Consider the following 15,303-nt stretch of genomic DNA (forward strand, 5'->3'; position numbering starts at 1 on the left):
CAAACTGCGTTTACCAACGCGCGCGGCGCGGCTTCGGCTGGCACACCGGGCAGGAGTACGACGAGCGGTTCATGAACGCGTCGCGCCGGATCGGCGTCCCGCACCGGGGGCAGGGCTCGTTCTCCTGACCGTAGGCGGCCAGCGAGCGGTCGAAGTACCCGCTCTCGCCGTTCACGTTGACGTACAGCGCGTCGAACGACGTCCCGCCCTGGTCCAGCGCCTCGGTCATCACCGTGCGCACGGCGTCGAGCAGCGTCGTGATCGCCGGCCCGGTCAACGTCTCGGTCGGGCGCGCGTAGTGCAGCTTCGCCCGCCAGAGCGCCTCGTCCGCATAGATGTTCCCGACGCCGGAGATCAGCGTCTGGTCCAGCAGCGCACGCTTGACGCCGGTCTTCTTCCGCCGCAGCGCGGCCGCGAACGCCGCCGGGTCGAAACCCGGGTCGAGCGGATCGCGCGCGATGTGCGCGAGGCTCGGTGGCACGTCGTCCGGGTCGGGCAGCGGCTCGACCGACAGTCCTCCGAACGTTCTCTGGTCGACGAAACGAAGCTCGCGTTCGTGGTCGGCGAAACGGAGCCGGACGCGCAGGTGGGTCTCGTCCGGGGCGTCCGCGGGCTGGACGAGCAACTGGCCGCTCATACCGAGGTGGCCGACGAGCGCGTCACCGCCGTCCGTCGGCAGCCAGAGGTACTTTCCGCGGCGGTGCGCGGTGAGCAGCGTCCGCCCGGTGAGGACTTCCGCGAAGTGCAACGGACCGGCCGTGTGCCGACGGATCGCCCGCGGGTTGTAGACCTCGACCGACTCGATCGGGCGGCCGAGCACCCAGCGGTCGAGGCCGCGGCGGACGACCTCGACTTCGGGAAGTTCAGGCATCGGTGTGTTTGGTGTCCTCGGCGTCGGGATCGGCGATCTGCGGGAAGACCGCGCTCGCCGCGGGCGCCGCACCGGGCACCCCCGCGTCGATGCGGTTGCGCAGCGTGCGCCAGGCCAGCTCGGCGGCCTTCTGCTCGGCTTCCTTCTTGCTGCGGCCCTCGCCGGTGCCGAGTTCCTCGCCGCCGACGACCGCGGTCGCGGTGAACGTCTTGGCGTGGTCGGGGCCGGCCTCGGTGACCCGGTACTCCGGGACGCCGAGCGCGTTGCTCGCGGTGAGCTCCTGCAGGCTGGTCTTCCAGTCGAGACCGGCTCCGCGCTGGGCGACGTCCAGCATCAGGTCGTCGAACAGGCGGTGGATGACCTTGGACGCGATCTCCAGGCCGTGCTCGAGGTAGACCGAGCCGAGCAGGGCCTCGAGCGTATCGGCGAGGATGCTCGCCTTGTTCCGGCCGCCGGTCGCTTCCTCGCCCTTGCCGAGCAGCAGGTGCGAACCGAGGCCACCCGGCCCGAGGTTGGCCGCGACGCCGGCCAGCGCACGCATGTTGACCACCGACGCCCGGAGCTTGGCCAGCTGGCCCTCGGGCAGGTCGGGGTAGCTCAGATACAACGACGACGTGATGACGAGGCCGAGCACCGCGTCGCCGAGGAACTCGAGGCGCTCGTTGGTCGGCAGCCCGCCGTTCTCGTAGGCGAACGACCGGTGCGTGAGCGCCCGCTCGAGCAACTCGGCGCCCAGCGTGACGCCGATCGCTTCCTCCAGCAGCGCTGCAGGGGGTCGCTCCCTCATTGCCGTGCCTTCTCTCCGGGAGCCGCCAGAGCGGCCGCCATGGGTGCGTTCTCGCTCGAGTCGTCGCGGGGAGCCGGCTTCTCGAGTGCCGCGCGCAGGTGAGCGTGGTCGTGGGCGCGGACAGCGGTCGCGGCCAGCGCGACACAGTCTGCGACATCGGTCGGTCCGGCGGCGCCGTGGCCCAGCACGACGGTGCCCGCGACGCCGAGGAGCGTGGCCGCCCGGGGGTACCGGGACCTCGCGACTGACGTTCCCGCGAGCACCAGCGAACCCTCCAGCGTCTTGAGCACCACGTTGCCGGTGAAGCCATCGGTGACGACCACGTCGGCCCGGCCACCGAGCGGAACGTCGTACCCCTCCACGAGGCCGATGTAGTGCAGGTCGGTACCGCTGAGCGCGCGATCGGCCTTCTTGCGCAGTGGGTCGCCCTTCCCGGGCTCGGTGCCCACCGAGAGCAGGCCCACCCGGGGAGCGCCGAGGCCGAGTGTCACCCGGGCGAACGCCGATCCCAACCGTCCATGACGGACGAGGTCGCTGTCGGACGCGCCGGCGTGCGCCCCGACGTCCACCAGAACGACCGGATGGGCCACCGCGGGCAGCACGGCGGCCAGCGCGGGCCGGCGGTAGCCGGGAAGCTTCCCGAGTTCGGTGACCGCCGCGGCCACGGCCGCGCCGGTAGGACCGACGCTCACCACCGCGTCCGCGGCCCCGGACCGGACCGCTTCGACGGCGAGCCGGACCGACGTACGGCGGGTGCGGACCGCACGGACGGGTGAGTCGGACATGCCGACACCCTCGTCCGTGGGGAGCAGGGTCACCCGATCGGCGACCGCGTCCCACCGCGGACGCAGGCGTGACGGACCGGCCAGGGCCAGGTGGAGGTCGGGGTCGGCCGCGAGAGCGGCCAGAGCGCCGTCGACCACGGCGTCGGGTGCTCGGTCGCCGCCGAGCAGATCCACGGCGATGCGAACCGGGCGCACCATCATCAGCAGCCTTCAACGCCTACTGCCGCGACGTCCGAAGACGCCGCGGCAGCGCTGGTCACTGCTCTGCTCAGACCGCGACGACCTGGCGGCCGTTGTAGTAGCCGCAGTTCGAGCACGCCGCGTGCGGCAGCTTCGGCGACCGGCAACGGTCACACGGCTGCGTGTTCACCACGGTGGTCTTCCACTGGGCCCGGCGCGAGCGGGTGTTGCTGCGCGACATCTTCCGCTTCGGTACGGCCACGGCTGTGCTCCTGCTTTCTCGGTCGTTCGTTCAGTTCGGCTGGGTGCCTTTGACGTCCGGCTCCCGCAGGTTCTGCAGCGCGGCCCAGCGCGGGTCGGCCACGTCGTGCGAGTGCTCGGGCGGCAGATCGTCCCAGTGCACCCCGCAGTCGGGGCACAACCCGGGACAGTCGTCGCGGCACAGCGGGTTGGTCGGCAGTGCGAGCACCACCGCGTCCCGCAGCGCCGGCTCCAGGTCGAGGAAATCTCCCTGCAACCGGCTGACCTCGTCTTCGTCGGTCGTGTCGTCCGTTTCGCTGTCCGGGTAGGCGTACAGCTCCTGGATGTCCACTTCGACGGAGTCCTGGAACGGATCGAGGCAGCGGCCGCACTCGCCCTCGAGCGGCACCGTGACGGTGGTGGAGACGAGTACGCCTTCCAGCACCGACTCGAGCATCACGTCGAGTTCGAGCGTGGTCCCTGCCGGGACCCGGACCAGATCCAGCGCGAGGCCTTCCGGCACGGGGACGGGGCGGCGTAGGCGCTTCATCGACCCTGGCCGGCGACCGACCTCGCGAGTATCGAACACGAGGGGTTTCCGGGGGTCGAGGCGCTCCTGCGTCTTCCTGTTCTCGGGCATGATGATCTCTCGGCACTGGTAAGGCCGTTGGCGAACTCTACCTGAGCGCAACGGCCGAAATCGAATCGGGCCTCTGCTGAGACCCAACGAACAAGCGTACTGCTTTTGTGGGCGGCCCGCCCAGGACGGCGCTGCCTCGCGGGCGCGACCACTTGAGTACTACCAGTACTCGACGCGGCCGCGCCCGAGAGGCAGCGCCGTCCTGGGCGGGCTCCATGTCACTACCAGAACGCAGTTCAGAATGGCAGGGGGCGCTCTTCGGAGCTGGCGTCGAAGCCGCCGATCTCCGACAGGGCCCGCATCTTGTCGCGGCCGCGCTCGACCGTGGCCAGCGTGCGGTTGAGCATCTGTTCGAAGTTCGCCAGCGTCGTGTCGACGTACTCCTCGACCTCGTCACGCAGCCGCTGCGCCTCCGACCGGGCCTCGCCGACGATCCGCGCGGCCTCGTGCTCGGCCGACACCGTGACCTCCGCCACCGACACCAGCCGCCGGTGCTCGACCTCGCCCTCGCCGATGATCCGGTCGGCCTCGCGCTGGCCGGCCCCGATCACCTTGTCGCGCTCGTCCAGCAGCGCCTGCGCCCGGCGGATCTCGGTCGGGAGGTCGGCGCGCAGCTCGTCGAGCATGGCGAGCAGCTCGTTGCGATTCACGATCGCGTTCGACGACATCGGCATCGAACGCGCGGCCTCGACGAACGCGCTGATCTCATCGATCCGGTCGAGAGGGTCCACAGCACTGCTCCGGTCTGTGTGGCGGTTGCGGTTACCCGCAGCAACATCCTGCCGCCTGTGGTCCCGGTAGGGCGACCTGGGAGTCGTTTGCAGGACTTACGTCTGAGTCGACAACCGTTCCACCAGCCGACGTCGTACTGCCTCCGGCACGTGGGCGGAGACGTCACCGCCGTACTTGGCGACCTCCTTGATCAGGCTCGACGACAGGAACGAGAACAGCGGGTTCGTCGCCATGAACAGCGTCTCGACCCCCGCCAGCCCGTGGTTCATCTGCGCCTGCTGGAGTTCGTAGTCGAAGTCGCTGACCGCACGCAGGCCCTTCACGACGACCGGAATGTCGTTGGCCTTGCAGTAGTCGACCAACAGCCCGCTGAACGTGTCCACGCGCACGTTGCCGTACGACGCGGTCACCTCCGACAGCAGGTCGATCCGCTCGTCCACCGAGAACAGGCCGGCTTTGCGCGGATTGATCAATACCGCGGCCACCACCTCGTCGTAGAGGCGGCTAGCTCGACCAATGATGTCGAGATGACCGTTCGTCACAGGGTCGAAAGAGCCAGGACACACCGCTCGTCTCACGAACGGCGACCGTACCAAAGCGTGCCCTCGCCGTACCGGCGCTCACGTACTCCTACCAGTGGTTTCGGCCACACCCAGGGTTCGTCGCGGGTGCGGCGCTCCACGACGACGAGGGCATCTGAACCGAGCCAACCAGAGGAATCGAGGTCGGTCAGGACGCCCGCGAGAGCGTCGGATCCCAGCACATAGGGCGGATCGGCGAATATCAGGTCGTACGTATTCGGAGCGGGCTCACCCGCCAGGCGCTCGACGGGGATCGGCCTGATTTCCGCGCCCGCAAGTTTCAGGGCCGCCGCGTTCGCCCGGAGCGTGCGGATCGCTTTCGGGTCGGAGTCGACCAGCAGCGCGTGCGCGGCCCCCCGGGAGAGGGCCTCGAAGCCGACGGCCCCCGACCCGGCGTAGAGATCGAGCACGTTGGCGCCCTCGAGGCCGATGGCGGCGGTGACGGCGCTGAACAACGCTTCCCGAGCCCGATCGGACGTCGGGCGGGTGCCCTTCCCGGGCGGCACGTCGATGCGGCGGCCACCGGCCGTTCCCGCCACGATCCGAGTCACGGTTCCATCCCACCACGCAGTGAGGACGCCCCTACCATGTGGGACCACCGATTCGCGGGAAGGCGGCATCCGGCGTGGGGGGATTCAAGGCTTTACTCCTGGGCGCGAGCGAGTACACCGATCCGGCCATCCCGTCGCTGCCGTGCGTGCTGACCGACCTCACCGATCTCACGACGACGTTCGAGCAGAACGAGTACCGGGTGGTGCCGACCGAGGCGCTCGGGACCATCGGAGTGACCGGCGCCATCAACGAGGTCGAGCGCTTCCTGGCCGAGGCGGCCCACGGCGACACGCTCCTGATCTACGTGAGCGGCCACGGGGTGCACATCGACGGCGTCGACTACTTCGTGCCGTCGGACGCGCGGCCGAACGTGCGGACGTTCACCCGGACCTGCGTCCCGATCGACTGGCGCGAGGACATCGACGACTCGAAGGCCGGCACGGTGATCGTCCTGGTGGACGCCTGCCGCGAGGGCTTCGATCAGTCCAAGGCACTACAGCGCTGGTCGCAGGGCCGGCGAGAACTCGTCGGCGACCGGCGGATCGCCTACGTGTTCGGCTGCAAGGCCGGCGAGTACGCGCGCTGGGACACCGACGAGAACGGCGTGCCGTTCAGCTTCTTCTCCCGGGCGCTACGGAACGTGCTGAACTCGGCGCGGCCGCACTCGCTGAAGGAGCTGGTCGACCTGGTCGGCACCGAGCTCGACCAGCTCACCGACCGCCACGGCGCGGCCCGGCAGCACGTCCGGGTCGAGGTCAACGCGCCGCTCGACGACATCGTCGTCTTTCCGCCGATCAGCGGGGGCGCCGACACCGGCCGACACGGGAACTGGGCCGCGCTCGTCGAGGAGCACCTCGCCTGGCAGCGGGCCGGTGACGGCCCCGCCGTCGACGCGCTGCGGGCGGCGACCGCCGACATCGCCCGTCACCTGGGTGGCCTGGCCGAGCGGGAACTCGCCGGCAACCCGTGGTGGGATTCCCAGCTGGGCCGACGCACCCGGGACCGGGTGGGATTCCTGCTCAAGAGCGTCCTGGAGAAACTGACACTCTCCCCGGCCGAGGCGGCTCTGCTGAGCGTGCTGCCCTTCTTCCACCAGGCGTTCTGGGCGCAGGCCCTTTCGTTCGGCGCGGCCCTCGGGCCGACCGACTTCGAGGACACGACGAACCCCTCTGCCGACCGGGCCGACTTCGAACGCTTCCGGCGCGGGCATCCGCGGCTGGTCCGGCGCGCGCGCGAGATCGCCGATTCGGACGAGCCCGCAGCGGCGGCGATCGGCTGGTGGATCATGCGCCGCTGGCTGGCCGAGCGGGTGCCGACGTTCGACGAGTCGCGCGTCGAGGAGCTCCTCCCCCGGATCCACTCCGCGACCGCCGCGGAGACGTTCACCGGGCGGCGCCTCCGCGAGGTGCTGCGAGCGATGGTGTCCGACCCGGGCTATCTCGCCCGGACGGACCGGCGCACCGCGCTGGCGAGCGAGGTGACGATCCTCCCCAACACCGCCGACGACCAGCCGATCCGGGAGCGGCTCGTCGGGTATCTCGGCGCGATCGCGCTCGGCATGGCGATCGATCCGGCGCAGCTGTCGGAGGTGCTGGTCAACCACATCGGGATCGCCGACAGCGTTTCGCTGCCGGAGGTGCAGACCACGATCGGTGGTGCCGTCTGGGAGCAGCGCGGGGTGAATCGGGTGCTCTCCGCGCGTTGTACGCACCCGGCCGCGGAGGTCGCGCTGCGGGAGCACGTCGATCGCGTGGACGGCCTGCTGCAGGAGTGCCAGGCCCAGGCCGGTCGCGATTCGGCGCTCAGCCCGCTGCTGGACCTCCCCCCGCACGTCACGGCGGACCGCGTGGGTCCCCGCGCGGATGGTGCTCCGGCGGCCTATCACTCGGCCGGTCTGCGCTTTCATCTGGACGAGAGCCGCGTCCAGGAGTTGCTGATGGGCCAGCAGCTTTACGGCGACCCGGCGCTGGCGATCCGCGAGCTGTACCAGAACGCGCTCGACGCCTGCCGGTACCGCCGGGCGAGGTTGACCTACCTGGAGCGAACCAAGCAGGAGATCGGCGACTGGACCGGCCGAATCGAGTTCACCCAGGGCATCGATGCCGGCGGTCGTGAATACCTGACCTGCCAAGACAACGGGATCGGCATGGGGATCCGGGAGCTCACGGCCGCGTTCGCCCAGGCCGGCACCTGCTTCGCGGATCTTCCCGAGTTCCTCGAGGAGCAGGACGCCTGGAACCGGCTGGAGAATCCGGTCGAGTTCTTCCCGAACAGCCGGTTCGGGATCGGCGTGCTCAGCTACTTCATGCTGGCGGACGCGATCACGGTGGAGACCTGCCGCCTGAGCCGGGACGGCCGCCCGGGCGAACGCCTCCGAGTGACGATCGCCGGCCCGGGAAGCCTCTTCCGCATCGAGCCACTCGGACCCGGCACCGAGGCCGGGACCAGCGTCACCCTGCACCTCTACGCCGGCCGCGCGGCCCGCTCCTGCGTGGACCTGCTCAGACGCCTGCTCTGGGTGGCCGAGTTCGAGACCTCGGCCACCGACGGAGCGGAGGTGCACCACTGGGCAGCCGGAAAGCTCTCTCCGGCCGCGCCACTGGGGCAGGCCGATCCGCTGTCCGATCAACCGAGCCCTGCGTCAGTAGGTGGAGAACGCACCCCACATGCGGTCGAGAGCAGTTCGCCGGACATCTGGTGGTGCTCCGTCGCGGGTGGGCTTCTCGCCGACGGCTTGTGGGCCGGCACGTCGCGCTTCGGATCCGTCGTCAACCTGCGCGGCGCACTGGCCCCGACGTTGTCGGTCGACCGCCGGACGATCCGCGCCTACCGGGAGTCGGAGGTCCGTGCCGCCCTGGTGCGGGCGGTGCCGTCGCTGGTCCGGAGCGATCCGTTCCTCCCTGACCACGACTGGATCACGGACCTGGCCGAGGAGGACCTGAGCCTCGCCGATTACGTCACCGCTGTCGTGACCCGTCTCGACCCGCCTGGATGGCGCGTCGAGAACCTTCTGGTGAGCGCGAAGGCCGCCGGGTGCTTCTCCATCGACAGGTTGCTCGTGCAGAACTGGGAGGGCGGCCGCAGGTGGTCGCCCAAGGACACCCTCGGAGTCACGTATCGGTCGGATGACGTACCGGACAGTCTCGCCGCCTGGCGACTTCACGCGTTCACGGCGGACACCGAATTCGGGCCGGCCCTCCCGTCGGACGTCGTTCTGCTGACCAATTTCTTCGATCAGCGCGAGATAAAGAAACGGATCTGGCGGGAGACCGAATTTCACTCGCTGGAGGCGGATCTCGGATGGGCCGGGCCGGGTGACGAGCTCTCACTACTCAAGATCATCGCGGCCGCGATGTACCTGAACCGGAAGACCGGGACCGTCGCGCGTCGCGCCACGTCGCTCGGATTGAGCGTACCGCCGCTGACCGAAGCGGCGTGGAAGACCCTGGACGCAATGATCGCCGAGGTGTTCACCGATCGTCCGACGCAGGAGGAAATCGTCGCGCTCGCCGCCTACTTCTCCCATCCCGGGTGGCGGCTCGAGCAGCAGCCGACGGGCCTACTCCCCATTTCCGCACCGCTCGATCTCGCGATCCATGGCCTCTCGGAAGTGACTCTCCACGAAATCCGCCGCCTCGCCGCCCACTACCTCGTACCGCCGAGCACAGTTCGGGATCGCGCCCAGGAGTCAGGCCTCGAGTGCCCGGAGCTCACCCCGGAAGGCTGGGCGGCGTTCGACGATGCGGTCGAACGGCGCACGAGCACACTCGCTGCGAAAATCTTCGATCACCAGATCGACGAGTACGGAATTAGCCACCACCTATCCTTGACCGATCTTTTTGAGCTCGCCGGTGAAACCGGCTCGGACACCAGCACGATCCTCAAAACCGCCGAAAAGCTGGGTCTCACGTTCGGGATTACTCTTCCCCCAGAGGTCTGGCGGTTGCTCGGCTCCGCCGACGAGGAGCTCCGCGCTCACTACCTTCGAGTCATCGACGCCATCAACCTGGGTGACGGCGAACGCCCTCAGCCGGCGGACATGCCGCTTCCCTCCCTCCTCTATCGCGCCACTGCGTTCGAACTGCGATTGACCGACATCATCGAAAGCGCCCATGAATTGGGCTTCCAGCTCCCGGCCGGCCTCCAGAATCAGAGGCGTGCGCTCAACGACCGGTCGCCCGACCAGATCGCGTTCGATGAGCACGTGATCGACGCCGTCAGGGGGCTGTCAAGCCCAGTGGACGAACCGCCGAGCGCCGCGTCCCGGCGCCGGCAAGTCCTCCGTGCGGTCCTCGCGTTGTCAGCCGCCTCGGCAGTACCCCCGAGCGCCATCGTCCACCGAGCAGGCCAGCTGGGTGTCGAGCTGACCGAGGCCGAGTCCTCGGAGTGGGCGGCGCTCGATACGCGAGACGAGGCGCAACGTCTCCTCGACTCGGCGCTCCTGGCGATCGCGGAGGCTCACTATTCGTACGTCGGCGAGCCGTCGCCGCTGGCGGCAACCGTCGAGCTATTGAGGGATCGTGGTGTCGAATTCGACGTCCTCACACAGCGAGCGGATTACCTCGGTGTGCCGATACCGCCGATCGATCCCGACCGGTGGGAGTCGATCAGGCACGCCGACACGGCCGAGCGACTGATCGACCAGGAACTCGCCGCGTTCTACGACCAGCAGCACTCGACGCGAGCAGGCGGCGGGGAAGACTCGGACGACGCTCCGCCAGTGGTGTCGATCGACCTGCGGATGGTTCTCGACACCGCCAAAGCCTTCGCCGTCGTACCCCGTACGGTCGCCGTGCGGGCCGCGAACCTCGGTCTCGTCGTTCCGCTCGTCGCGGACGACGTCTGGGATGACCTCGCTCGAGCGAACCGCGACGTGAGTCCGTTGGATGCCGATCTGATCTACGGCGAAGACGTCGTCTACGGTCTCGACGACGTCCGTCTGAGCCTGGGCCTGGTAGAACTCGTGCGGATAGCCGCGCGCAACTCGATGACCTTGCCTGCGGCCCACGCCCGCGCGACGGAGCTGGGATTCCACGTGCCCAACCTCGAGGAACTCGGGTTGACCGGCCCGGCCGGCGTCAGCCTCGAACAGTTCTGGCCGCAGGAGGAGAACACGCGGATCGCTCGCCGCCGCACCCGCTTCTGGGCCTAGCTCCGATTTACGTCTTCTCCAGGTAGTCAGCCGCGTCCGGGTCGACCAGCGCGTCCACCGCTGCGGCCAAGCCCGGATACGCCCGCAGTTCCGGGTCTTCCGCGACCAGGGTCGTCGCTTCGGTGCGGGCGTCGGTGATCACGTCGAGGTCGTGCAGCAGCGAGAGCAGCTTGAGGCGCGACCGGCGGCCGGACTGGGCCACCCCCAAAACGTCGCCCTCTCGGCGCTGCTCCAGGTCCAGCTGGGCGAGCTCGAAGCCGTCGGTGGTGCTCGCCACCGCGTCCAGGCGTTCTCGAGCCTTGGTGCCGGCCGGGGCGTCGGTGACCAGCAGGCAGACGCCGGCCGCGCTACCCCGGCCGACGCGCCCGCGCAGCTGGTGCAGCTGGCTCACTCCGAAGCGGTCGGCGTCGAGGATCACCATCGCGGTGGAGTTCGGGACGTCGACGCCTACCTCGATGACCGTGGTGGCGACCAGGACGTCGAGGCGGCGGGCGGCGAAGTCGGCCATCACCGCGTCTTTCTCGTCCGACGGAAGTTTGCCGTGCAGGATGCCGATTCGGAGGTCGGACAGGGGGCCTTCGGCCAGCTTCGGGGCTACGTCGAGGACGGCCAGCGGCGGACGCTTGGCCTTCTCGTCGTCCTCGGGTGGTGGCTCGTCCTCCAGGTCTTCCTCGGCTTCCTCGTCGACGATCGACTCGCCGATGCGCGGGCAGACGACGTAGGCCTGGTGCCCGGCCGCGACCTCCTCGCTGACCCGCTGCCAGGCCCGGGCGAGCCAGGCCGGCTTCTCGGCGACCGGCACCACCGACGTGGCGATCGGCGACCGGCCGCTCGGCAGCTGGGTGAGCGCCGACGTTTCGAGGTCGCCGAACACGGTCATCGCGACCGTGCGCGGGATCGGCGTCGCGGTCATGACCAGGACGTGCGGCGGCACCTCGCCGCCCTTGGCCCGCAACGCGTCCCGCTGCTCGACGCCGAACCGGTGCTGCTCGTCGACGACGACCAGGCCCAGATCGGCGAACTCGACGCCCTCGGAGAGCAGCGCGTGGGTGCCGACGACGATGCCCGCACTGCCGTCGGCGGCCTCGGCGAGCGCGGCCCGGCGGCCGGCGGCGCCCAGCGAGCCGGTGAGCAGCGTGACCTTCGTGGCGACCTCGGCCGCACCGAGCTCGCCGGCCTGGCCCATCGGCCCCAGCAACGACCGGATCGAGCGGGCGTGCTGGGACGCCAGCACCTCGGTGGGGGCCAGCAGCGCGGCCTGGCCACCGGCGTCGACGACCTGGAGCATCGCCCGCACCGCGACGACCGTCTTGCCCGAACCGACCTCGCCCTGGAGCAGCCGGTGCATCGGATGCTCACCGGAAATCTCGTCGGCGATCTCGTCGCCGATCCGTTCCTGCCCCTCGGTCAGCGCGAACGGCAGGTTCGCGTCGAACGCCTCGAGCAGCCCCCCTGACCGCAACGGCCGCGCCGTCGCCGGACGCGCGGCCGCGGCCAGCCGCCGCATGGCCAGCGTCGCCTGCAGGCCGAACGCCTCGTCCCACTTCAGGCGGTGCTTGGCCTGGTGCAGCTCACCGCGCGTGGCGGGCTGGTGGATCGCGCGCAGCGCGTCGGACAGGCCGATCAGGTTCTTGCGCCGGCGGATGCCCTCCGGCATCGGGTCGTCGACGTCGGCGAGAATGTCGAGCGTCGCCCGGACCGCCCGGGCGATCACCCAGGTCGGCATCTTGGCCGCGGCCGGGTAGACCGGGATCAGCGCGTTCGCGAACTCGGCCAGCGCGTTGCTGCCCTCGCCGTCGGTGAGCTCACCCGGCTCGGCGAGCAGCTGGTAGTCGGGCTGGTTGAGCTGCAGCTTGTCGCGGAACTGCCCGACCTTGCCGGAGAACAGCCCCCAGCGGCCGATCGTGAGCTGGCGCTCGCGCCAGGCCTGGTTGAAGAACGTGAGCTGCAGACTGCGCCGCCCGTCGGTGACCGTGACCTCGAGCATCTTGCTGCGGGGCTTCTGGCGCATCGGACGGACCGTGATCTTCTCGATCTTCGCCGCGACCGTGACGTGCTCACCGATCTCGAGCGCGCCCAGATCGGACACCTCGCCGCGTTCGGCGTACCGCCGCGGGTAGTGGTGCAGCAGGTCGCCGACCGTCTCCAGGTCGAGCCCTTTGGCCAAGGCGTCCGCGGTCTTGACTCCGACCGCGTCACGCAACGGCGACGTGAGCGTGGGGCGCTGCACCGATGTCTCCTCCCGACAGTTCCGGCGGGTCCACTCCTATCAGGTGCCCCCGACAAACCTGACCCCGGCAACCTCATTCCACGCCGACCACGACGACGGACCGGGGTTGGCCGCCGTCGAGTACGTGCACCTCGCAGAACGGCCAGTGCGCCCGGAGATGGGCCCGCATCCCGTCCTCCAGCCCCGGGGCCGCGGCCGCACCGAGCACCACCGTGACCAGCTCCCCACCGGCGTTGAGCAGGCGGTCGAGGACGTTGGCCAGCACGTCGGGCACGGACGCCCCGATCGTCGCGACGTCGCCGTCGACCAGGCCGAGCACGTCACCGACCCGGCACGCCCCCGCCATCGTCAGCCCGGCCTCGTCCGCGACCACGATCTCGGCCCAGCGGGTCGCGGCCGCCGCCTCGGCCATCGCGACGACGTCGTCCCGGAACGACCGGGCCCGGTCGGCCACCGCCAGCGCGGCGATGCCCTGCACGACCGAGCGCGTGTGCAGTACCGAAACCGTGGCGTCGGCGCCCACCGACGCCTCTTCCGCCACCGCCGCGTACGCCCCCGAGTTCGGCAGCAGGACCACCTCGTCCGCGCCCATCCGCTCGATCGCGTCGAGCAGGGGACGGGCGGTCGGCACGCTCCCGGGCACGACCTCCACCGGCACCGCGCCCGCGGCCGCGAACACCGCGGCCAGGCCCGCGCCCGGCACCACCGCCACGATCGCCCGTGCGGACGGCGACGGCGCACCCGGGACCGTCATCAGCGGCGAGACCACCACCCGGTACGGACGCCCCAGCTCGAGCCCCGCCTCCAGCGCGGCCCCGATGTCGTCGGCGTGGACGTGCACCGACCAGAGCGAGGAGTCGACGGACGCCACCACCACCGAGTCGCCGATCTCGCCGAGGCGTTTGCTCAGACCGGGGACGTCCGATTCGCGCGACGCGAGCAGGTACTGGATCTCCCAGCCCCGCTGAACACCGGCGACCACCGCCGGCAACGACACCGGCTCCGGCGACGTCAGGTCCACGGCCTCGCCCCGCACGACCGTGTCCAGCACGTCCAGCATCACGACCAGGCCGCGGCCCCCGGCGTCCACGACCCCGGGCAGGCCCATCGCCGCGAGCTGCGCGGGCGTGCTCTCCAGCGCCAGCCGGGCCGCGCCGAGCGCCGCCGCGCTCACGGTCGCCAGCGCGTCGGTGTCGGCCTCGGCCGCGGCTCTGGCGGCCGCACCCGCGACCGACAGCACCGTGCCCTCCACCGGCTGCGCCACCGCCGAGTACCCGGCGTCGACGGCCGCCGCCAGCGCCGTCGCCAGCGCGCGTCCACGCACCGGCCGGTCGGCCGGCAGCACCGCGGCCGCGCCCGCCAGCAGCTGGGACAGGATCATCCCGGAGTTGCCCCGCGCCCCGAGCAGAGCCCCCCGCGCCATCGCGGTCCAAACCTCGCGGGAGCTTCCCTCGGCCGGAACGGCGTCCGCCGCGGCCTGCAGCGTCAGCACCAGGTTCGTCCCGGTGTCCGAGTCGGCGACCGGGAAGACGTTCAGCGCGTCGATCTCGCGCTGGCTCCGGCGCAGAGCCGACAGCGTTCCCGTGCACCAGCGCCGAATCGCCCCGGGGTCGAGACTCTCGAGCACGCCACCCCCTCCGTCAGCACGTATGGTCGCGCACGACGCCCGGTTTGGCGCCGCTGGGTGGACTAGGTAGGCTGTCTCAGTGCCCCGATTCTGCGTGGGCTGAACAGACCAACTACTGCAGGAGAGTTTCCGTGGCGAGCGTGTGCGACGTCTGTGGCAAGGGGCCGGGCTTCGGCATGTCGGTCTCCCACTCCCACCGGCGCACCCACCGCCGGTGGAACCCGAACATCCAGACCGTCCGGGTCCCGGCGGGTGGCGGCACGACCGTGCGCAAGCAGGTCTGCACCTCCTGCATCAAGGCCGGCAAGGTCGTTCGCGGCTGAGATCGCCTCTGACAACCGAACAGCCCAAAAACGCGTAGCCCCAGCGGCTACGCGTTTTTGCTGTGCTCAGAGCGTCCGCGTTTTGCTGTGCTCAGAGCGTCTTGGCGAAATACCTCGAGCCCTCGTGCGCCGCGTAGTGCCCGAACGGCGCCGTCGACGCGTACCCGGCCGCGGTGTACAGCGCCACCGACTCGGGCTGCTGGTCGCCGGTCTCCAGGATCACCCGCTGGTAGCCGTCCTCGGCCGCGGTGCGCTCCAGGTCGGCCAGGACCAGCCGGGCGATGCCCCGGCGCCGGGCGGCGGCGCTCACGAACATGCGCTTGATCTCGGCGACGCGCGGCATCCCGTCCGGACCCGGGTGGTCGCGCCAGCCGCCGCAGCCGACCGGCGAGTCGTCGAGCCAGGCGATCACGAACCGCCCGCGCGGCGGCGCGAACTCCAGTGGGTCGACCGGTGTCTCGTCGTGGCCGCCGTACCGGGTCAGGTACTCCTGCTGCACGGACGCGATCAGTAGCGACGCCTCGGGCGAGTCGTAGCTCGCCGGCCGGAGGCTGACGGAAATGGCGGCGGAGGTCACGTTTCCACGGTGCCACACGGATCGGG

13 protein-coding genes are annotated in these 15,303 nt (G+C 70.4%); 2 read left to right on the forward strand and 11 right to left on the reverse strand.

The features are described from left to right. Positions 1–10: 10 nt before the first annotated feature. From mutM to rsmD, 8 genes are all read right to left on the reverse strand, one after another. Positions 11–871, reverse strand: coding sequence for a bifunctional DNA-formamidopyrimidine glycosylase/DNA-(apurinic or apyrimidinic site) lyase (mutM, locus tag ACIBZJ_RS26250; protein WP_395933965.1), 861 nt, complete (start codon positions 869–871; stop codon positions 11–13). Further along, a complete protein-coding gene (gene rnc, locus ACIBZJ_RS26255; RefSeq protein WP_395933967.1) occupies positions 864–1,658 on the reverse strand; it encodes a ribonuclease III in 795 nt (264 codons plus the stop codon). Before rnc ends, mutM begins: the two co-directional genes overlap by 8 nt. After that, a complete protein-coding gene (locus ACIBZJ_RS26260) occupies positions 1,655–2,644 on the reverse strand; it encodes a phosphate acyltransferase PlsX (RefSeq protein WP_395933969.1) in 990 nt (329 codons plus the stop codon). Before ACIBZJ_RS26260 ends, rnc begins: the two co-directional genes overlap by 4 nt. Before the next feature lie 67 nt (positions 2,645–2,711). Next, a complete protein-coding gene (gene rpmF / locus ACIBZJ_RS26265; RefSeq protein ID WP_035857142.1) occupies positions 2,712–2,885 on the reverse strand; it encodes a 50S ribosomal protein L32 in 174 nt (57 codons plus the stop codon). 30 nt (positions 2,886–2,915) lie between these two features. Beyond that, positions 2,916–3,503, reverse strand: coding sequence for a YceD family protein (locus tag ACIBZJ_RS26270; RefSeq protein WP_395933972.1), 588 nt, complete (start codon positions 3,501–3,503; stop codon positions 2,916–2,918). Between the two features lie 236 nt (positions 3,504–3,739). After that, on the reverse strand, positions 3,740–4,234 hold the full coding sequence (locus ACIBZJ_RS26275; protein WP_395933974.1) for a hypothetical protein: 495 nt from the start codon (positions 4,232–4,234) through the stop codon (positions 3,740–3,742). 96 nt (positions 4,235–4,330) lie between these two features. After that, a complete protein-coding gene (gene coaD, locus ACIBZJ_RS26280; RefSeq protein ID WP_395933976.1) occupies positions 4,331–4,813 on the reverse strand; it encodes a pantetheine-phosphate adenylyltransferase in 483 nt (160 codons plus the stop codon). Further along, positions 4,810–5,367 carry a 16S rRNA (guanine(966)-N(2))-methyltransferase RsmD gene (gene rsmD, locus ACIBZJ_RS26285; RefSeq protein ID WP_395933978.1) on the reverse strand — a complete coding sequence of 186 codons (558 nt, stop codon included), beginning with the start codon at positions 5,365–5,367 and terminating at the stop codon, positions 4,810–4,812. The genes coaD and rsmD overlap by 4 nt, the downstream gene beginning before the upstream one ends. A 74-nt stretch (positions 5,368–5,441) precedes the next feature. On the opposite strand from rsmD, the gene ACIBZJ_RS26290 reads away from it, so the two are divergent. Then, positions 5,442–10,520, forward strand: coding sequence for a caspase family protein (locus tag ACIBZJ_RS26290; RefSeq protein WP_395933980.1), 5,079 nt, complete (start codon positions 5,442–5,444; stop codon positions 10,518–10,520). 7 nt (positions 10,521–10,527) lie between these two features. Here ACIBZJ_RS26290 and recG read toward each other — a convergent pair whose 3' ends face one another. Further along, positions 10,528–12,750: an ATP-dependent DNA helicase RecG gene (gene recG, locus ACIBZJ_RS26295; RefSeq protein WP_395933982.1), complete on the reverse strand. Its 2,223-nt coding sequence runs from the start codon at positions 12,748–12,750 to the stop codon at positions 10,528–10,530. A 73-nt stretch (positions 12,751–12,823) separates the two neighbouring features. Beyond that, positions 12,824–14,377 (reverse strand): DAK2 domain-containing protein, encoded by a 1,554-nt coding sequence (locus ACIBZJ_RS26300; RefSeq protein ID WP_395933984.1) that lies wholly within the window; start codon positions 14,375–14,377, stop codon positions 12,824–12,826. A 131-nt stretch (positions 14,378–14,508) separates the two neighbouring features. Here ACIBZJ_RS26300 and rpmB point away from each other — a divergent pair, with 131 nt between their 5' ends. Continuing rightward, positions 14,509–14,700 carry a 50S ribosomal protein L28 gene (gene rpmB, locus ACIBZJ_RS26305; protein ID WP_035857150.1) on the forward strand — a complete coding sequence of 64 codons (192 nt, stop codon included), beginning with the start codon at positions 14,509–14,511 and terminating at the stop codon, positions 14,698–14,700. A gap of 91 nt (positions 14,701–14,791) precedes the next feature. On the opposite strand, the gene ACIBZJ_RS26310 is transcribed toward rpmB, so the two are convergent. After that, positions 14,792–15,277 (reverse strand): GNAT family N-acetyltransferase, encoded by a 486-nt coding sequence (locus tag ACIBZJ_RS26310; protein WP_395933987.1) that lies wholly within the window; start codon positions 15,275–15,277, stop codon positions 14,792–14,794. Positions 15,278–15,303 lie beyond the last annotated feature (26 nt).

Origin of the sequence: Cryptosporangium sp. NPDC051539, from assembly GCF_044454545.1 — a bacterium.
GTDB lineage: Bacteria > Actinomycetota > Actinomycetes > Mycobacteriales > Cryptosporangiaceae > Cryptosporangium.